Source organism: Klebsiella sp. BIGb0132, assembly GCF_024810075.1.
Lineage (GTDB): Bacteria > Pseudomonadota > Gammaproteobacteria > Enterobacterales > Enterobacteriaceae > Klebsiella > Klebsiella terrigena.
Genome location: NZ_JANUDW010000002.1, coordinates 569,123 through 587,035, shown reverse-complemented (window position 1 = coordinate 587,035; position 17,913 = coordinate 569,123). Strand labels below are relative to the sequence as shown.

The 17,913-nt window shown below is 59.7% G+C and carries 18 protein-coding genes and 1 pseudogene; 8 read left to right on the top strand and 11 right to left on the bottom strand.

All coding sequences use genetic code 11. The annotated features are described in order from the left end of the window. Positions 1-41 precede the first annotated feature (41 nt). Entirely contained in the window at positions 42-884 is an 843-nt protein-coding gene (locus M2416_RS09725) for a LysR family transcriptional regulator (RefSeq protein WP_259223565.1), read from the top strand. On the opposite strand, the gene M2416_RS09720 is transcribed toward M2416_RS09725, so the two are convergent. From M2416_RS09720 to M2416_RS09710, 3 genes and pseudogenes are all read right to left on the bottom strand, one after another. Next, the gene (locus M2416_RS09720; protein WP_374761787.1) at positions 881-2,062 is read right to left on the bottom strand and encodes a YbfB/YjiJ family MFS transporter; all 1,182 of its coding nucleotides are present in this window, start codon (positions 2,060-2,062) and stop codon (positions 881-883) included. The genes M2416_RS09725 and M2416_RS09720 overlap by 4 nt on opposite strands. Before the next feature lie 257 nt (positions 2,063-2,319). After that, the gene (locus tag M2416_RS09715) at positions 2,320-2,760 is read right to left on the bottom strand and encodes a VOC family protein (protein ID WP_259223977.1); all 441 of its coding nucleotides are present in this window, start codon (positions 2,758-2,760) and stop codon (positions 2,320-2,322) included. An 87-nt stretch (positions 2,761-2,847) separates the two neighbouring features. Beyond that, positions 2,848-3,462 (bottom strand): annotated as a pseudogene (locus M2416_RS09710) (LysE family translocator); the annotation flags it as partial. A gap of 170 nt (positions 3,463-3,632) precedes the next feature. Here M2416_RS09710 and M2416_RS09705 point away from each other — a divergent pair. The 5 genes from M2416_RS09705 (at position 3,633) to M2416_RS09685 (ending at position 7,098) form a co-directional block, all read left to right on the top strand. Then, the gene (locus M2416_RS09705; RefSeq protein ID WP_076947514.1) at positions 3,633-4,823 is read left to right on the top strand and encodes an MFS transporter; all 1,191 of its coding nucleotides are present in this window, start codon (positions 3,633-3,635) and stop codon (positions 4,821-4,823) included. A gap of 228 nt (positions 4,824-5,051) precedes the next feature. Beyond that, entirely contained in the window at positions 5,052-5,342 is a 291-nt protein-coding gene (locus tag M2416_RS09700; protein ID WP_041145621.1) for a hypothetical protein, read from the top strand. A gap of 142 nt (positions 5,343-5,484) precedes the next feature. Further along, a complete protein-coding gene (tam, locus tag M2416_RS09695; RefSeq protein ID WP_259223563.1) occupies positions 5,485-6,249 on the top strand; it encodes a trans-aconitate 2-methyltransferase in 765 nt (254 codons plus the stop codon). A gap of 151 nt (positions 6,250-6,400) precedes the next feature. Beyond that, positions 6,401-6,715, top strand: coding sequence for a carboxymuconolactone decarboxylase family protein (locus M2416_RS09690; RefSeq protein WP_041145623.1), 315 nt, complete (start codon positions 6,401-6,403; stop codon positions 6,713-6,715). Next, positions 6,706-7,098, top strand: coding sequence for a tautomerase family protein (locus M2416_RS09685; RefSeq protein WP_076947512.1), 393 nt, complete (start codon positions 6,706-6,708; stop codon positions 7,096-7,098). Before M2416_RS09690 ends, M2416_RS09685 begins: the two co-directional genes overlap by 10 nt. Before the next feature lie 204 nt (positions 7,099-7,302). Here M2416_RS09685 and M2416_RS09680 read toward each other — a convergent pair whose 3' ends face one another. Then, positions 7,303-7,743, bottom strand: a complete 441-nt coding sequence (locus M2416_RS09680; RefSeq protein ID WP_076947511.1) for a GNAT family N-acetyltransferase — start codon at positions 7,741-7,743, stop codon at positions 7,303-7,305. A 242-nt stretch (positions 7,744-7,985) separates the two neighbouring features. Here M2416_RS09680 and M2416_RS09675 point away from each other — a divergent pair, with 242 nt between their 5' ends. Both M2416_RS09675 and M2416_RS09670 read left to right on the top strand, forming a co-directional pair. Beyond that, complete coding sequence (locus tag M2416_RS09675; protein ID WP_076947568.1) at positions 7,986-8,996, top strand: LacI family DNA-binding transcriptional regulator; 1,011 nt, start codon at positions 7,986-7,988, stop codon at positions 8,994-8,996. 115 nt (positions 8,997-9,111) lie between these two features. Next, complete coding sequence (locus M2416_RS09670; protein WP_259223559.1) at positions 9,112-10,137, top strand: helix-turn-helix domain-containing protein; 1,026 nt, start codon at positions 9,112-9,114, stop codon at positions 10,135-10,137. Here the strand turns inward: M2416_RS09670 and M2416_RS09665 are convergent. The 7 genes from M2416_RS09665 to sad all read right to left on the bottom strand — a co-directional run bounded on the left by M2416_RS09665 (position 10,091) and on the right by sad (position 17,904). Next, complete coding sequence (locus M2416_RS09665; RefSeq protein ID WP_076947567.1) at positions 10,091-11,143, bottom strand: alpha/beta hydrolase family protein; 1,053 nt, start codon at positions 11,141-11,143, stop codon at positions 10,091-10,093. The two genes, M2416_RS09670 and M2416_RS09665, sit on opposite strands and share 47 nt — an antisense overlap. 300 nt (positions 11,144-11,443) lie before the next feature. Continuing rightward, positions 11,444-12,895, bottom strand: a complete 1,452-nt coding sequence (locus M2416_RS09660; RefSeq protein ID WP_259223555.1) for a tagaturonate reductase — start codon at positions 12,893-12,895, stop codon at positions 11,444-11,446. Between the two features lie 103 nt (positions 12,896-12,998). After that, positions 12,999-13,529 carry a GNAT family N-acetyltransferase gene (locus tag M2416_RS09655; RefSeq protein ID WP_076947508.1) on the bottom strand — a complete coding sequence of 177 codons (531 nt, stop codon included), beginning with the start codon at positions 13,527-13,529 and terminating at the stop codon, positions 12,999-13,001. Positions 13,530-13,619: 90 nt separating this feature from the next. Then, positions 13,620-15,032: a GGDEF domain-containing protein gene (locus M2416_RS09650; protein ID WP_259223551.1), complete on the bottom strand. Its 1,413-nt coding sequence runs from the start codon at positions 15,030-15,032 to the stop codon at positions 13,620-13,622. Positions 15,033-15,147: 115 nt separating this feature from the next. After that, entirely contained in the window at positions 15,148-15,513 is a 366-nt protein-coding gene (locus M2416_RS09645) for a DUF4186 domain-containing protein (RefSeq protein WP_041145630.1), read from the bottom strand. Continuing rightward, positions 15,513-16,439, bottom strand: coding sequence for a glutaminase B (gene glsB, locus M2416_RS09640; protein ID WP_041145631.1), 927 nt, complete (start codon positions 16,437-16,439; stop codon positions 15,513-15,515). Before glsB ends, M2416_RS09645 begins: the two co-directional genes overlap by 1 nt. 79 nt (positions 16,440-16,518) lie before the next feature. Beyond that, positions 16,519-17,904 (bottom strand): succinate-semialdehyde dehydrogenase, encoded by a 1,386-nt coding sequence (gene sad, locus M2416_RS09635; protein WP_259223549.1) that lies wholly within the window; start codon positions 17,902-17,904, stop codon positions 16,519-16,521. Between the last annotated feature and the right edge of the window lie 9 nt (positions 17,905-17,913).

The window sequence follows — 17,913 nt, the reverse complement described above, 5'->3', positions numbered from 1 at the left end:
GATGCTAAGATCAATATTAATTCCATATTTAGAAGAAAAACATGAACCACAGCACGCTGGAAATCTTTAAAATTGTCGCCCAGGAGCACAGCGTCACCCGGGCGGCTAAGAGGCTGGGACGCGCGCAATCGAACATCACCACGCGCATCCAGCAGCTTGAGGAGGAGCTCGACGTCGAGCTGTTCGTGCGCGGTAATAAAAAGATGCTGCTCTCCGCCGCCGGGGAGCGCTTTCTTGACTATACGCTGCGGATCCTCAGCCTGGCCGAAGAGGCGAAGCAGGCGCTGCATCCGACGCAGCCCGCCGGGAGCCTGCGGATGGGGGCGATGGAGGCCGCTGCCGCCAGCCGCTTAACCTCAATTCTGCCGCGCTTTCATCAGCAGTGCCCGGCGGTCGCCCTCACCCTGCAAACCATGCCTACCCGGCAGCTGGTCGAACACGTGCTGAGCGCTGCGCTCGACTGCGCGCTGGTGAGCCTGCCGCCGGACGCCAGCGGCGAGCCGGAGTGTCCGGCGGCGCTGGAGTATCTGCCTCTCTTTGCCGAGGAGCTGGTATTGATAACCCCTGCCGGACAGGAAGCGTTCAGGCTGGCGGCGTTTGCCCAGGGCTGCAGCTATCGCCAGCGCGGGGAAGCATTTTTATCCGCCGTGAAAAACGTTGAAGTCCAGGAGATCGGCTCGTATCACGCCGTGATTGCCTGCATTGCCTCGGGGGGATATGCCGGGATCGTGCCGCAGAGCGTGCTGGCGCTCATGACGCTACCCGAAGGCTGCGAGACGCAGCCGGTCGGCACGGCGATAACCCAGCTGGTGTGGCGCAAAGGCTACGCTTCGCCGGCGCTGGATGCCATGCGCCAGCTGCTGCTGCTGGCGGCCGATATTTAGCGCTCCCGCCTTTGCCCGGCGGGTTTGCCGAGCGTCACCAGTACGGCAGCCACGAACAGCGCCCCGCCCGCGGCGCCGAGAGCGGCGTTGAAGGAGCCGGTCAGCGCGTGCAGAACGCCGGCCGCCAGCGGGCCGATAATCTGCCCGATGCCGTAAGTGGCGGTCATGGCGGCGATCATATTGAACGTCACCAGGTGATTCAGGCGCCTGCCTTCCGGCAGCGCCAGGGTCACGGTGCCCATAAAGGTGAAGCCAACCAGCAGAGCGCTCAGCATGCAAAACGCCAGGGAGTGGCTCCAGGCGGGGAGGATCACGCCGGTCGCCTGCACCATCAGGTTGAGGGTAAACGCCCGCCGGTAGCCGAGCTTAAGCGCCAGCCGGTGCCAGACAAAGCAGGACGGAACCGCCGCCAGGCCAAACAGCGCCCACAGCTGCACCGGGTCGATATCGGTGAGCGAGCCGGAGAGAAACAGCGGCAGATAGGTCGCGGTGATGATATAGCCGAATCCGGCTAAGCCGTAGATAATCAATAGCTTCCATGCTTCTCCGCGCTGGCCTTCTGCACCTGCTGCCTGAGCCGATACCGTCGGTTTCCAGTCCACGAGGTAGTCCGACGGGCTGAGCAGCAGGCGCAGGACCAGCAAAAACAGGAGCGCGGCGCTGGCGGCGCAGATCAGCCAGATCTGCTGGCTGGTCAAGGCGTGGCTTTTGGCGAGCGAAATAAACTCCGCCGAGAGAAAAATGCCCATTCCGACGCCCGAATAGAGGATCGGCGCGCCGTTGTGATGCTTCATATGCTGCAGCAGCCACAGCGAGGCGGCGATCAGGGTGACCGCGCTCAGCACGCCGGCAGCGCCCCTGACCGCAATAATGGCCAGCGGCGAGCGTAGCCAGCCGAGCGCCGCCAGACACAGCAGGGTTAAGAGTACCGACGCGAGGTTTAACCACTTCGCATCGCCCGGCCTGGCCTTCGCCAGCATCAGCGCCCCCAGCAGATAGCCCGCGTAGTTCGCCGAGGCCGCGAGATTGCCTTCACGCAGGGTTAAAATATGCTCATCCAGCATCAGCGGCAGGATCCCGGTAAAGGCAAAGCGCCCGTACCCCATCCCGACGATCAGCACCACCGAACCGGCCAGCGCCAGCAGGAAAGCCTTCAGTTCTGGCCTGTATTCAGTCACGTTGCGCACTCCTTTCAATAATTAATCTCAAATAGAGAATTATTTATATTTTAAATTCTCAAATTAGTATGATTATAAATTGACGGACAGGCAAGCGGCGTTGGATCGGCGCCGCGGATCGTCAGAACGGGAAACTAGAGGAAAACGCCGGGAAATGCTTCGTCGGTCAACGAAATATGCAGGATATTAAGTGGGAAACGCCCCGCCTCCGCTGCCGGCGCAAGCCGTCGTGCAGCAGAGGCAAGGACGGAAAGCATCTACTCGCCGCGCAGCCACGGCGTGATGGTGATGCCGGTCAGCAGCCCTTCCGGACTCAGCAGACGCGTCACCGTCTGCCCCCACGGCTCCACGCGGTTGGCGATAAGCAGGCGGTAACCCTTCGCCAGCAGGCCGTCGCTGGCCGCCTGAATATCGCGCACCTCAAACTCGATCCAGGCCTGGGGCTGCGGGAGATCCGCCGGCCAGCGGTCAACGCCAAAACATGATTGCGCCGCCTGCTCCAGCGGCCACAGCGCAAAGTGCTTCACCCCGGCCAGCGCGTCCTGCTCCGTGAGCAGGTAGTCGGGGTTACCCTCCATCGCCTTCAAAGGCAAACCCAGCGCCTCGGCGTAAAACGATCGGCTGCTTTCGGCGCTGCGGGTAACGGGCCCAAACCCGGCGACGAACAGCACCTCAATTCCGGCTAAATCGGCTGTCATACTCCCTCCTGGACGTTGATATACGAGATGAGATATATACCGCGAATTGGCCCCGCTGCCCAGGCAATCAGACCAGCAAATGGCCTGGCGGCTGCTGAGCGCCAGCCGCGCGGCGAAGAGCATAAATACGCCGCCCGTTGCCCGGTCCATCCACGGGATAAATCCCGGCGCCTTCAGCAGGCCCGACGCATAGCGGGTAGCCATAATCAGGGTTAAGGACCACAGGGTGCCCAGCAGCACGTGGATGCCGACCAGCAGGAAGGTCCAGACCACCGGGGAGTGACCGCTCGGGATAAACTGCGGCAGAAACGAGACGTAGAAGACGCCCATTTTAGGGTTCAGCACGTTGCCTAACATCCCCCTTAAGAACCAGTTACCGGCAGCGGGCGCCGCCGTTCCGGCATCAAAGGCGCGACGCGGCCGGAGGATCAGCTGCAGGCCCAGCCAGCACAGCCAGGCGGCGCCGCACCATTTTAACAGGCTGTAGGCCAGCTCCGATGCCGCCAGCAGCGCGCCTAAGCCCAGGGCGACCAGCGCCCCCCAGATCAGGCATCCCGCGTCGATACCCAGCGCGGCCTGAAAGGCTTTTTTACCGCCTTCCGCGGCGGAGGTTCGTAGAATGAGGGCGGTATCGAGGCCCGGGGTTAACGTCAGGAGCAGCGCAGCGAATGAAAAGGCAAGAAGGGAATCGGTGACGGACATTTTCTTTCTCCGAAAGAGTGGATTCTGGAGAAATTTGGCGGCAGCGGCAACGGCATAAATTTCATCTTGCGGCGGTTTAAGTGAAACGTGCGGAAATCACATCCTGGGCTCGTGCTGGCCGCAGGGTCTGCGCTATGCTAGTCCCCCTTTTGTTTTAAATACCTGACGTTATGACACCTGCTGCCACTCAGACTCAGCTCAACCTACGCATCATTTCGATCGTGGTTTTTACCTGCATTTGCTATCTGTCGATCGGCCTGCCGCTCGCCGTTTTACCCGGCTACATTCACTATCAGCTCGGCTATAGCACCTTTATTGCCGGCGTGGTGATCAGTCTGCAGTACATCGCCACCCTGCTCAGCCGGCCGCACGCCGGGCGCTACGCCGATATCTGGGGACCGAAAAAAGTCGTCAGCCTCGGGATCGTCTGCTGCCTGCTGAGCGGGGTCTTTACGCTGGCTGCGGTGCTGCTGCAATCCGTTCCGCTGCTGGCGGTGGCCGCGCTGCTGGTTGGCCGAATCTTCCTCGGCGTGGGCGAGAGCTTTACCGCCACCGGGGCGACGCTGTGGGGAATTAAAACCGTCGGCGCGATCCATACTTCCCGGGTTATCTCCTGGAACGGGGTCGCCACCTACGTAGCGATGGCGGTTGGCGCCCCGCTGGGGGTGCTGCTCAACGGCTATTTTGGCATTAGCGGTTTTGCCGTGGTGGTGGTGGCGGTGGCCTTTATCGGGCTGCTTTTTGCCCGCACGCGCCAGGACGTCAGCGTTAGCGGCGGGGTTCGCGCGCCCTTTCACGTGGTGGTGCGCAAAATCTGGCCCTACGGCCTGGGGCTGGCGCTGGGGACGGTAGGCTTCGGGGTGATAGCCACCTTCATTACCCTCTACTTCTCCGCCCACGACTGGCAGGGCGCGGCGTTTACGCTGTCGCTGTTCAGCGTCGGTTTCATCTGCATTCGTCTGGTGCTCGGCAACACCATCACCCGCTACGGCGGCGTGCCGGTGTCGCTGGCCTGCTTTGTTATCGAGTGCATCGGCCTGCTGATTATCTGGCAGGCTTCGTCTGCGTGGGTGGCCGGGATCGGCGCGTTCCTGACCGGCTCCGGTTTCTCGCTGGTCTTCCCGGCGCTGGGCGTCGAGGCGGTGAAACAGGTTGAGGAGCAGAACCAGGGTACTGCGCTGGGCACCTACTCGGCGTTCCTCGATCTGGCTCTCGGCCTGACCGGCCCCGTTGCCGGCTGGGTTGCCGGGTATTACAGCCTGGGAACTATTTATCTGCTGGCGGCGGCGGTTGTGGTGATGGCATTTATCTTGATATTCCGCGTATACCTGCAACAACGCGCCGCTTTGCGGCGGGCCTGAGGAATTGTATTCGGCGGGCCGCCCCGCCGAAAAAGGTAAAAAAGTAATCAAGAATTGACTGTTATTCGGCATCCGTGACACCATCCGCTCAACGCCCGGCAACGGGCGTACTGGCGATACGGGTGAGATATCAGAGATCGAATAATAAACGATCCGTGCCCGTTATCATGGCCAATCCGAATCACTGACCTCGACGGTGAATTCCTGAGTCTGGCGGGAAATACATACATGCATCAAAGTTTTAATCAGCGGGTTCATTTCTATTACTGCATATTAATCGCGCTGAAAATACACGGAAAATCTAAGAAAGCGGGCGGGATCAGAGGAAAAAATAACTTCCTGCTGAAATGGCTGCGTAAAGCGCAGGACAACAATATTTTCCACCCGGATATTACCAGCGAGATTGAGTGGCTGCGGGGGAAAATAATCCAGGCCGGATACGATACCGATCTTGAGCCGATGCTGGATTTTGTCTATGCCACCGCTAAACGCGCGGAGTCGCTAAAGGACGCCGATTAAGCCGGCGAACGCACGTAAGGCTTTCACCCGCCGCCGCTTTACGTGACGGTGTCACGTAAAGCATAAAAATGGGTAAAATCATTTTACCCACGGTCAATGCCATCTATGCTGATGAACGAGTTTATCTAACCCGGAGTCATCAATGGCAGACTGGAATCCCTCGTTATACCTACAGTTCGGCGCCGAGCGTACGCGCCCCGCAGCCGAACTGCTCGCCCGTATCGTCCACCATCCCGTTACCCTCGCCGTGGACCTTGGCTGCGGGCCGGGGAACAGTACCGCGCTGCTGCATCATGCCTGGCCCACAGCGACGGTGATCGGCGTGGATAATTCGCCGGCGATGCTGGAAGAGGCCTCCCGGGCGCTGCCGGCGTGTCATTTCGTCACCGCCGATATCCGCGAGTACCGGCCCGAGCGTGCGGCGGATGTGATTTACGCCAACGCCTCCCTGCAGTGGCTTACCGACCACCAGACGCTGTTCCCGCAGCTCGTTGCGCAGCTGGCGGATAACGGCATTCTGGCGGTGCAGATGCCGGATAACTGGCAGGAGCCGTCACATACTTTGATGCGTCAGGTCGCTCAGGAGCTTGGGCATCCGGAGAGCGGACGCCACCCGCTTCCCACCGCCCGGCAGTACTACGACATCCTGACGGCCAGCGGCTGCGAGGTCGATATCTGGCGCACCACCTATTACCATCAGCTCGATTCTCATCAGGCGATTATTGACTGGCTGCAGTCGACGGGGCTGCGTCCTTACCTGCAGCGCCTCGACGACAGCCAGCGCGACGCCTTTCTCAACCGCTATCTGACGCTGCTGCAGGAACACTATCCGTTACAGTGTAACGGGAAAGTACTACTGCTGTTCCCTCGCCTGTTTATCGTCGCCCGACGCCGGGCCGCTGGCTGATAGCGTCTGCCGGGCGCGCGCAATGTCGCCCGGCCTGCATCGCCAATCATCCCGATTTTCAGGATTGATTATCAAAAATGTTGCGATATTAAGAAGTATTTCCCTGTGCCACTCTCTGTTCATCCTCTTATGACAACCGGAGATATGAACGATGGCATCACCTAACCGCAATAACCTGGCCGGGATCGCGCCGAAGCTCGCCCAGCTGACCGAAGAGGTGCTTTTCGGCGATATCTGGGCCCGCAGCGAGCTGTCGCCGCGAGAGAGAAGCCTGATCACCCTTGCCGCCCTGACGGCGCTGGGCAGAGAAAAACAGCTGCCGTGGCATATTGATTTCGCGGCGAGCAACGGCCTGACCCGCGCTGAAATAACCGAGGTCTTCACCCACCTGGCCTTTTATGCCGGCTGGCCCGCGGCCGTCACCGCGCTCTCCTGCATACCGCCGGAGGATTCAGCATGCCTTTGACCCGAATAACGATTCGTGCCGGCTATGACGATGAGTGGACTGCGCGGCTTTCCGCGCTATTTCATCAAACTCTGGTGGACGAGTTTGCGGTCCCCGTGGCGGATAAATTTCAGTTTATCGACGTTCTGCCCGACGCCCGGCGCATCGTCGATCCGCACTACCTCAGCGGTGGGCGCAGCGCAGACTTTGTGCTGTTTCATATTTTTGCCGGCAAGCCGCGCAGCGCGCAGCAGAAAAAGCGCCTCTATCGACGACTGTGCGACCGGCTGCAGGCAGAGCTCGGCATTGCCCCCGATGACGTGATGGTGGTGATTCAGTTTAATCATACCGACGACTGGAGCTTTAGCCGCGGTGAGATGCTGGCGGGACAGGTTGAGGGCTAACTAACGGCGCCGCAGCGGGCGCCGTACTGCCGGATTTACCAGGGGAGATGGTGCACCAGGGAGAGATCCCAGGCGGTAGCCAGCAGTGAAAGAAAGATGATCAAATTAACGGTCGTCTCGATGCGTTTTTCCATTTTTGATTCTCCTGAGTCGTTTTCCGCTATTAGACAGGGAAAATCTTAACAACTGCTTATCGCTGGCGGCTTAGAGCATTACCCGATAGCGGACATACTCATCCGCCGGGGTGAACTCATCATACAGCTTACGGGCGGGATTATCAGCACGCGTATGCCAGTAGAGGCGCGACCACCCTTTCGCTTTCCCTTCCGCATGCAGCGCCTGCACCAGCGCTCTGGCGACTCCGCGTCCGCGCATTGCCGGGTCAACGAACAGATCTTCCAGATAGCAAACGGGCGTTTTCACCCATGTTCCTTCGTGAAGGACGCAAATAGCGAAGCCAACCACCCGGCCGTCGACGACCGCCGCCCGGCCGATAACCGGAGATGCGCCGTCCAGCAGGCGTTGCCAGGTGTATTGCGTCACATCGTCAGGCTGCGGGCTGCCGTAAAAACAGGTGTAGCCCTCCCACAACCCTAGCCACTGCAACTTGTCCTGCGGCTGCAGCTCGCGAATATTGATGACCATCGTACTCTCCCACCTCAATGTGAATAGGCCATTATTTTCCTCGAAGACGATTACTTCAAGCGCTACCGGCGCAATTTGCCACTGCCGGCCCTCGGTGGCGAAAATACTCCTGTGGCTGCTAAAAGCGATGAGGGTCACAAACCGTGCCCGATGAGCCGCAGGAAAGGTCAACGGCAGCGCTTTAGTCTGCCTATGTGCCGGGTCGTTAAGGTATAATGCGGTTTCTCAAGGGGAGAGGGATGATGAAGCGGAAAAACAAAGTCACAATGAACGATATCGCCCGTACGGCGGGTGTGTCACAGGCAACGGTATCGTTGGTCCTTAATCAGTCCCGGAATATCAAGCTGAGCGAGGAGACCCGTCAGCGGGTGATCGCCGTCGCGACCGAGCTCGGCTACGACCGCCTTCCGGCGATTCACGCCCCGCGAAATCAGGAAGAAGTGGCGCTGCTGGTCAGCACCCTGCAAAGCTACGATCCCTTTATCGACGCCATCAGCCAGGCGCGGGAAGCGGCCTGGCGCAATGAAGTGCTGCTGACCGTCTATGACTACGGCGACGACGTCGAGCTGGCGATTAATATTATTCGTCAGCTGGAACAGCGTAACTGTATCGGCATTATTCTCGCCTCCCCGGTGACCACGCTTGTAGATATGACCGATTTTCAGGACTGCACCCGCCTGCCGCTGGTCCTGCTCAACCAGCGCGACCCGGATTCGCCGCTGCTGCCTTCGTTTGTTCCCGACGACTACGCCAACGCGTTTCAGGTGACCCGTCATCTGATCTCCATGGGCGCGACGCGCATTGCGCACATCACCGGTGAAAGCTGGATGGAGGCAACCCGCCAGCGGCTGGCGGGGTATCAGGCGGCGCTGGAGCAGGCCGGACAGGCGTACGATGAGCGCCTGGTGCGACGGACCAACTGGCAGTTCAGCGAGTCCTTCACCGCCACCTGCTCTCTACTGGAGCAGCAGGATCGCCCGGACGCCATATTCTGCGCCAGCGACTGGCTGGCGATCGGCTGCTATCAGGCGCTGGCGGTCAACGGCGTCCGGCTACCGCAGGATATCCTGCTGGCGGGATACGACGATCAGAAAATATCGGAACAACTCACCCCGCCGCTCACCAGTATTCAGCTGCCCTACAGCGAATTAGGGCGACTGGCGGTGGAGTATCTGTGTAATCAGGAAGATGCGGCGACGCACGTGATGCTGGCCGGCCGGCTAAAGGTCAGAGCCTCCAGCACTCGGGAATAAATTCTCAATAAACGCCTGCCTGCAGAACAGCACGTCGGAGGCGACAGCCCGCCGGGATATGTGTAACTATTCCCGGTAATCATTCCTGCTAACTTTCCGTTCTGGTCCGGCTGACATGCTTTCAGTTCCTTTTCCGCTTATTACCTTATCCGCCCTGCTTATCCTGCTGGCAACGGCCCTGTTTGCGCAAAAACAGCGCCACGCGGGCACTCTGCGTTTCGTGCTTGCCTGTATCGTGCTGGTTGCCGTCAGCACGCTGCGCTGGGAATATGAATCCAGCATCCTGCGCAATATCCAGTCCGGGCTGGCCATAATGCTGCCGCCGCTGGCCTGGCACTGTTTTGTCTCGCTGACGGAGATCGGCCGGCGGCGTCACCTGCTGCTGCTGTTCGCCCCCGCCGCTCTCGCTCTCATTATCAGGATTGTTTGGCCGCCGGCGACGGATCCGGTCCTGTTTTTACTTTTTGCCGGCTACGGGTGCAGCCTGCTGCGCCTCGCATGGCGCGGGGAGCACCGCTTCACCCTCAGCCGTCTCAGCGAGTCGCCGCAGACCACGAAAATGGCCTTTTTTGCCGGCTGTTTTCTCTGTCTATCGGCGCTGACCGATCTTGCCGTGACGTTTGACTTCAGCCTGACCGGCGGCAGGCTGGCGCCGGCGATCGTGATGGGTTTTCAGGCCGCCCTCCTTCCGCTGATTGCGGCGGCTATCGTCATCGCCGGACGGCCAGCTGCGGTTGCGCAAGCTGAGAGTAAAGCCGCGCTCCCGACGCGGGCCGCGCCGCCAGCGGAAGAGCTGGCAAACGTTTACGCCGGCCTCGAGAAGCAGGTGCGGGAGACGGAGCTCTATCTCAATCCCGACCTGACGCTGAGCCTTCTCGCCAGAAAAACCGGGATCCCCGCACGCCAGCTCTCAGGGGCGGTCAATGCTATCAGCCAGTGTAACGTCTCGCAGTGGATTAACGGTTTAAGGATTGAACGGGCACAGGCGCTGCTGCTCAGCACCCCGCTGCCCGTTACCGAAATCATGTTCGAGTGCGGATTTACCACCAAGTCCAATTTTAACCGCGAGTTTCAGCGCATTTGCGGCCTGTCGCCTACTTCGTTTCGTCAGCAGGCGGGCGGTAATCCAGTGCCGAATTAAGAAATCTGCCGATCTTAGGTATCAGCGCCTGGTGAATAGCGGCGCGGTCTCCTCCGCTACCGTCGCGACAAACGATGCCGTCACCGGGCGTCTCCTCCTCAATAAGCGCCTCGGCGCCAGGCTTGCACAGCTGCATGAAGCTGAAATGAGTGGCGCCTTCAACGACCTCATACTGCCTGCGCTGCGGATCCAGGTTGGCCGCAAGATAGCCTGACTCCTGCCCGGCATTGAGGTCCGCGAGCTTGTCCGCCTGGGCCGCAAGGATCAGTATCGGAATGCCGAGCGCGCGCAGGCTCTGCGGAGTAAAGCCGGGGGCGAAGCCGAGATCCAGAGAGACCACCGCCTTGATTCTGGCATCCCTGAGGTCCGCAAAGCGCGCATCCTGCGAGCGGGCGCCATCGATACCGAGCTTTTGCGTTAGCCGGCAGTCGCCTCGCTGCGCATGGTGCCGGCAGTCGCTCAGCATGCGGGCGGAATCGAAGCGGGCTCCCGCCAGCGACATCACCGTCCATCCGCCGAGAGAGTGACCTAAAGCGGCAATTCGACCGGCGTCTACCTCCCCGACCAGCGAGGAAGAGCGCAGAGTGAAGTCAATCACCTGGCTGAGATCCTGCGGACGTCGCCACAGGCGCTTCGCGTCGCGCGGATCCTGATTAAAGGTGGTGGTTCCGGGGTGGTCCGGCGCCGCGACAATATATCCCTGCGCGGCCATGGCCGCCGCTATCCACGATAAATTGCGCCAGTTGCCGTTATAGCCGTGAGAGATAACCAGCAGAGGGTGCGCTCCGGGCCGCGCAGGCGCATTACGGATAACGGCGACCCCTTCGAACGCGGGATTGGCGCCGACATTTTCCGTCTTTCCTTCTGCAGACGTTGGATACCATACCGCCACGTCCAGGCTTTTCCCCTGCGGGTCGGTCAACGCCAGCTGGCGAAACCCCGGATCGGCGTGAACCTGGATACAGATAAGTAAAGCCGGTAATAAAAGAAACCCTCTTCTGAACATCATGATGACTCCTGCTGTGCTGAATTGAGGCCCATTTATAGATGAGCCGCGGCGTCAGGGCGTCCCGGAACGCGATCGAGGCCGTGAATTTGCACATTTACGCTAGTTTTCAGCATCAGGAGGAGACCGCGCCCTCGGATTCAGGCGCGGAGAATGCGCCATTTCCCGTTCTGCGGAACGAAGCGGCGCAGAAGCATCAGGTCTGCTCGCTCAATTTTATCGGCGACCTAATGTATGTTGTAACTATTTTAAGGGGATAAATAACCCGGCAATCGCCGGGTCAACGTTTTGAACGGGATATCAGCAGAGCGGCTTAACCGCCTCGCGCATGCCTTTGAGCAGGATGGCATCGAGGTCGAGGGTTACCTGCTCCACCAGGCCGGGAACCTGGCTCAAATCCTGCTGCCAGTGCGCCTCGACCGACAGCACCGCTTTCACCAGCTCGCTGCTGCTCAGCTGCGCGTCACGATGCGCGGACCACAGCGCCCGGTAGCGCTCCATCCATTCGGCATCGTCCTGCAGCGGATAGTTTTGCTCATTGCGCTCGCCGCGATAGAACGCCATTAAAGCCGCCAGCGCGAAGGTCAGCCGGGGGGCTAGTTTACCGTTTTTCGCCTGCCCCGTCAGCAGCTGCGGCAGAATGCGGGTGCGGTATTTCGTCATGCCGTTGAGCGCAATCGACAGCAGCTGATGCTTAATATAGGGGTTGCGGAAGCGCCCGGTTACCGCGCTGGCGAAAGTCTCCAGCTCTTCGCGGGGTAAATCCAGCTGCGGAATAATTTCCTCGTAAATCGCCTTTTCGACGAACGAGCAGATCTGGCTATCGTTCATCGCTTCCCCGACGGTATCCAGCCCTGCCAGGAAGGCAACCGGCACCAGCGCGGTATGCGCGCCGTTGAGAATCGCCACTTTACGCTCTTTGTAGGGCTTAATATCGTCGACAATCAGGACGTTAAGCGCCAGCTTATCGAGGCGCAGCTCCGCAGCCAGCGATTTAGGCCCTTGAATAACGAAGAGATAGAAGTGCTCGGCGGTCGCCAGGAAGGCGTCTTTGTAGCCGAGCTGCTGTTCGATTTGCAGCGCTTCATCGCGCGGATAGCCGGTGACGATGCGGTCCACCAGCGTTGAGCAGAAGGTATTCGCCTCATCCAGCCAGGCGCTAAAGGCTTCCGGCAGCGCCCACTCTTTGGCGTAGCGCAGAACCAGCTCGCGCAGGGCTTCGCCGTTATAGTCGATAAGCTCACAGGGAATAATGACCCAGCCTTTATCGCTGGCGCCGGAGAAGCAGCTGTAGCGCTCAAACAGCAGGCGCGTCAGCTTAGCCGGATAGCTTACCGCCGGGGCATCGTCAAAGCGGTCTCCCGCATGGTAGCTGATACCCGCTTCGGTGGTATTGGAAAACACAAAGCGGATATCCGGGTTGTGCGCCAGGCGCAGGTATTCGGCATAGTCCGCATAGACGCTGATTTCCCGGGTAATGCTGCGGATCATGCGCGCATCGCTAACCGCCTCGCCCTTCTCGTTCAGCCCGCGAATAATCGTGGTATAGAGGCCGTCCTGTACGCTCAGCGACGGCGGGAACTCGCTCTCAATGGGGCGCACGATGACGACGCCGGCGTTCAGGTCGGTATGCTCATTGAGCAGATCGACCTGCCAGTCGATAAAGGCGCGTAAGAAGTTACCTTCGCCGAACTGGATAACGCGTTCAGGATACTGCGCGCCGGGAAAATCGCGACGATTTAGTGCTTTCACAATGGGTTCCCTCATAGAGTAGTCATACAACCTGGGTAATTGGTGTAATAACTTATCAGCTTTCTCTACGACTAAAACCCCGTTTTGATCAAACCATCGGCGGTTATTGCAGGAACTTATAGAACAACGAGGTGGCGGTCATCTTTCCGTCCGGCATCAGCGCATAGCGTGGAATTTCCCCGGCTTTTTCCCAGCCGCACTGAACGTAGAAGCGCTCGGCGCCGCTGCCTGTTGCGGTATCCAGCACCAGCACAGATTTGCCCTGGTCGCGGGCGACCTCCTCCAGATAGTTCATCAGCGCGTTGGCAAGCCCCTGCCGCCTGGCATTTTGGTGAACCAAAAGTTTAGCCACGTCCGCACGGTGTGGCTGGTTTTCCGGCTGGCTGACAATAAGCTGGACGGTACCGACAATCTGATGACGTTCATTTTCTGCCACCACCACAATACGCTCTCCGGCGGCAACGCTTTGCGCCGTCCGCTGCCAGAAGTCGCTGGCCGTTTGCGCGGAGAAGGGCAGCATAAAGCTGACCGACGCTCCGCCGTTCACGCAGCTGGTCAGAATGTCGGTTAACGGTTGAATCTGGTCGAGGATTTCTTCACGCGAGAGCGTGCGCAGGGAAAAGGATGTGGTCATGATAAGTTCCTTAAAATTGACCACATCACTATGTTTTTAACCTAAATTTAACACAAGCAAAATCACTATCGTTTTTTCTTATTACCGCCTTCAGGCCAGTCCGGGGGTACAAACGCGATTGCGCCCCGCTTTCTTGGCGCTCACCAGATAGTCGTCGGCGGCCATCAGCAGCTGATTAAAGAGCTCGGTTATCCGCTCGTTTCCTACCGGACGAGACTCCAGCCCCATGCTCACGGTCAGGCGGATCTGATTCTGTCCCCAGACAAAGGTCTGCGCCTCAACGCCCTGGCGGATTTTCTCCGCCAGCGCCTGGCTCTCCTGCATCGATGAGGTCAGGGTCGCCACGGCGAACTCCTCCCCGCCGATGCGCGCCACCATTCCCTGCTCGCCCGCCAGCTGGCGCACCTGCTGGGCAAACTGCGCGAGAACGCAATCGCCGCACTCGTGCCCCCAGCTGTCGTTGACCCGCTTAAAGCCGTCAATATCCAGCACCATTACGGTCAATAGCTGCCCTTCCGCCAGCGGCTGCCGCTTCAGCGCCTCGCCGAGTCCGGAGCGCGAGTAAACGCGCGTCTGGAAATCAAAATCGGCGCGCAGCGCCAGCTGTTTCACCAGGTTATTAATGGCTTCCACGCTCGAGGCGACGATCACCGGGCTAATCAGCATCGCGGCGATGCCAAGACGGGTGGAGAAGAGCTGCCACGGCTGCATCCGCGCGTCGGGAGAGAGATGAATCAGTGAGTTTGCCACCAGCAGAATTTCGCTGATGCCGGTTATAAACGTCAGCAGGCAGGTCAGCGGCAGCGGATAGCGAATGGCGCACCAGATCAGCGCCGGCAGCGGGAAGGTAATGCTCCCTGCTCCGCCCACGCTAACCCCGAGAATAATAGACAGTACCAGCGCGATAACCGGCAGAAGCTGGCGGAAACGGAAGGTGCCGAGCGCGGAAGGCAGCGTCAGCGTCAGAATAAACGGCAGGATCAGCACCGCGGTCGAGAACTGCTCGCTAAACCAGTCCGCCAGCTGAGGAATAAAGGTGGCGCGCTCGACGTCCACCGAACCCAGCGCGCCGACGGCTGCGCACAGCAGCGCCGCCAGTAGGCAATAGCAAAACAGGCTCAGCGCATTAATTGGCCCGGGCATAGAATCAGCGCGTCGTTTATCCCACAGCACCAGCTGTGCCAGGGTCACAATAAAGACAATATTGGAGAAATTAATCAGCAGCGAAGCAAAGCCCATTCCCCAGCGCGAGGTTAAGCCGTCATAAACCAGCATCGCGGCAAAGCAAACCGCGTAAAAATAGCTGCGGTTTAGCCAGACGTAACGCGCGAAGATCCCTGCCATCACGGCATTCAGCGGCCAGAAAAACGAAAGTTCCTGCACCAGGCGCAGCATGGCGCCAAAGAAATGAAGCAGCAGCGTTAACGTGAATAACACCAGCGCATCACGCACGGGCTGCTCCTCACGAAACAGCGTGAATGACCGAATCGACAGTGAAGACATTCAGTAATTATCCGTCTAATTGTTTCAGGCAATTATTATGTTAATAATTAGTTAGCGGATTATCATAGCATGAGAATATTTATCAGGCATACATATGCCTGATTGTTGCTCACTATCAATGGCCGGGAGAATTCATCTGCAGCACCAGCCAATGGTGAATAACCTGCACAACGTAGCGCTGCTCGTCGGCGCTCAGCGCCCGGCCTGGCGGGATCGCGTGCCACTTTTCGAGGCAGCCGCGACAGCAGGTGGCGGTGGCGTGCTGGGCGATAAATACCGGATGACCGCGCATCGGCGTTTGCTTGCCGTCATTCGGGATATTCGCCGGTGCCAGTCGGCGGGCAATAAAATCCGCCGCGTGCTGGTCAATCGTCTCCGCGCCTTTATCGAAACAGTATTGCCGCTCTTTTATTCCCAGCTTAAAGCGGGAGCGAAAGGCCGACCGCTGCAGCCGGCTAAATAAACCGTTGAACGTATCCATCAGAATACCGACCTTCCCACCTTCTGCGTGAGTTTCTCCAGCACCGCGATCCCGGCCAGCGAATTTCCGGCCTGGTCCAGCTCCGGGCTCCATACCGCAATGGCCATCTCCTGGGGAACGATCGCCACAATCCCGCCGCCTACGCCCGATTTTGCCGGCAGCCCGACGCGCCAGGCAAACTCCCCGGCGTTTTGATACATCCCGCTGGTCATCATCAGGGCATTGACCTGGCGCGACTGAATCGGTGCGATCACCGGCGTATCGAGATGCGGCGCCATGCCGCGATCGGCGAGGAACAGAAAGGTCCGCGCCAGCTCAACGCAGCTCATCTCCAGCGAACAGTAGTGGAAATAGTTTTGCAGCACCGTCGCGACGTCGTTATGAAAATTGCCGAAGGACTTCATGAGCCAGGCAATCGCCGCATTGCGCGCCGAATGCTCAAACTCGGAGCGCGCCACCAGCGGGTCGTAGGCGATATCCGCCACGCCGCTCAGGCGTCGGACAATTTCCAGCATCCGCTGGCGCGGCGCGCTGAGGCGGCTTTGCAGCATATCGCACACCACCAGCGCTCCGGCGTTAATAAAGGGATTGCGCGGTTTTCCCTGTTCGATTTCCAGCTGCAGGAGCGAGTTAAACGGCTGGCCGGAGGGATCTTTCCCCACCCGCTGCCAGATCTCCTCCTCCTGATAGTGGTTCATCGCCACCACCAGACTGAGCACTTTAGAGATGGATTGAATGGAAAAACGCTCATGGGCGTCACCGGCAAAATAGTGCTGCCCGTCAACCGTGCAGATCGCGATACCAAGCTTATTGCCGCTCACGCTGGCCAGCGCCGGAATGTAGTCCGCCACCTTGCCGCGCCCAATCAGCGGCCTGATTTCTGCCAGAATTGCATCCAGCATTGCATTATTGATGACCGTCGCCACACCCGGCTCCTTGCCCACATCCAAATTCGGGCTGCGAGTATAGCAGAGCGCGGCGACGGGCGTCAGGCGCTAACGTCGATTAGCGGCGGTCTTTCCATACGGTCTGCACGTTACAGAACTCATGCAGCCCAAAGTGCGAGAGCTCACGACCGAAGCCGCTTTTCTTCACGCCGCCAAAGGCCACCCGCGCGTCGCTGGCGCTGTAGCCGTTGATAAAGACACCGCCGCACTCCAGCTGGCGGGAGAAGCGGTCGGCCTCTTCGACGCTGGCGGTAAAGACGGTGGCCGACAGGCCAAATTCGCTGTCGTTAGCCAGTTCGAGGGCGTGCGCGGCGTCGCGAGCCACGGTGATGGTGGCAACCGGGCCAAATAGCTCCTGGCGGAAACCGGTCATTTCTGCGGTCACGTTACCCAGCACCGTCGGCGCATAGTAGTTACCGGCACCGGCAAGCTTTTCGCCGCCGAGCAGCAGGGTCGCCCCTTCCGCCAGCGTCGCCGTCACCTGCTGATGGAGCTCGTCGCGCAGGTCGAAACGCGCCATCGGCCCAAGATAGTTGGCCTCATCCCGCGGATCGCCCATTTTTAACGCTTCAACGGCGGCAACGAATTTTTTGCTAAACGCAGCGGCGATTCCGGCTTCAACAATAAAGCGCTTCGCCGCCGCGCACACCTGCCCGGTGTTCTGGTAGCGTCCGATGACCGCCGCCTTCACCGCTTCGTCGAGGCTGGCGTCGTTGAGCACGATAAACGGATCCGACCCTCCCAGCTCGAGGACGCACTTCTTCAGCGCGGCACCGGCCTGGGCGCCGATGGCCTTCCCGGCGCGCACGCTGCCGGTTACCGTCACCGCGGCAATACGCGGATCGTTAATGGTCTGCGATACGCCGTCATTGGTGGCGTTAACCCAGCCAAATACGCCGGCCGGCAGCCCGGCCTCAGCGAAGATATCGCCGATCAGCGCCGCGCTGCCCATCACGTTCGGCGCGTGCTTGAGCAGATAGCTGTTGCCCGCCAGCAGGATCGGTACCGCGCCGCGCAGGACCTGCCACAGGGGAAAGTTCCACGGCATAATCGCCAGAATGGCGCCCAGCGGGCGGTATTCGATAACGGCCTTATTCTCTTCGACCTGGGTAGCTTCGGTTGCCAGCATTGCCGGACCGTGCTCGGCATACCAGTCGCAGAGATTGGCCGATTTGGTCACTTCGCCGCGGGCCTGGGCAATCGGCTTGCCCATCTCGAGGCTTATCATCTGCGCCATCTCTTCCGCCCGGCTGCGCAGGACGCTGCCGACCTGACGCAGCGCATCGGCGCGCTGGCCTACGCTGGCGGCGCGCCACTGGCGATAGCCCTGCTCCGCAAGACCAATCGCCGCATCGACCTCTTGCTCAGTAGCCCAGGGCAGAGACGACACAATTTCACCGGTGGTCGGGTTCACGGAAACCGCATGAGTTGCAGATAAATTCATCGTTATTCT

Excerpts from the sequence above, each read along its gene's own strand:
- M2416_RS09650 (WP_259223551.1), bottom strand. The coding sequence starts at position 15,032 with ATGTCTTCACTGTCGATTCGGTCATTCACGCTGTTTCGTGAGGAGCAG.
- M2416_RS09685 (WP_076947512.1), top strand. The coding sequence starts at position 6,706 with ATGCCTTTGACCCGAATAACGATTCGTGCCGGCTATGACGATGAGTGG.
- M2416_RS09670 (WP_259223559.1), top strand. The coding sequence starts at position 9,112 with ATGCTTTCAGTTCCTTTTCCGCTTATTACCTTATCCGCCCTGCTTATC.
- M2416_RS09715 (WP_259223977.1), bottom strand. The coding sequence starts at position 2,760 with ATGACAGCCGATTTAGCCGGAATTGAGGTGCTGTTCGTCGCCGGGTTT.
- M2416_RS09675 (WP_076947568.1), top strand. The coding sequence starts at position 7,986 with ATGAAGCGGAAAAACAAAGTCACAATGAACGATATCGCCCGTACGGCG.
- M2416_RS09690 (WP_041145623.1), top strand. The coding sequence starts at position 6,401 with ATGGCATCACCTAACCGCAATAACCTGGCCGGGATCGCGCCGAAGCTC.
- M2416_RS09680 (WP_076947511.1), bottom strand. The coding sequence starts at position 7,743 with ATGGTCATCAATATTCGCGAGCTGCAGCCGCAGGACAAGTTGCAGTGG.
- M2416_RS09725 (WP_259223565.1), top strand. The coding sequence starts at position 42 with ATGAACCACAGCACGCTGGAAATCTTTAAAATTGTCGCCCAGGAGCAC.
- M2416_RS09645 (WP_041145630.1), bottom strand. The coding sequence starts at position 15,513 with ATGGATACGTTCAACGGTTTATTTAGCCGGCTGCAGCGGTCGGCCTTT.
- M2416_RS09655 (WP_076947508.1), bottom strand. The coding sequence starts at position 13,529 with ATGACCACATCCTTTTCCCTGCGCACGCTCTCGCGTGAAGAAATCCTC.
- tam (WP_259223563.1), top strand. The coding sequence starts at position 5,485 with ATGGCAGACTGGAATCCCTCGTTATACCTACAGTTCGGCGCCGAGCGT.
- sad (WP_259223549.1), bottom strand. The coding sequence starts at position 17,904 with ATGAATTTATCTGCAACTCATGCGGTTTCCGTGAACCCGACCACCGGT.
- M2416_RS09700 (WP_041145621.1), top strand. The coding sequence starts at position 5,052 with ATGCATCAAAGTTTTAATCAGCGGGTTCATTTCTATTACTGCATATTA.
- M2416_RS09705 (WP_076947514.1), top strand. The coding sequence starts at position 3,633 with ATGACACCTGCTGCCACTCAGACTCAGCTCAACCTACGCATCATTTCG.
- M2416_RS09665 (WP_076947567.1), bottom strand. The coding sequence starts at position 11,143 with ATGTTCAGAAGAGGGTTTCTTTTATTACCGGCTTTACTTATCTGTATC.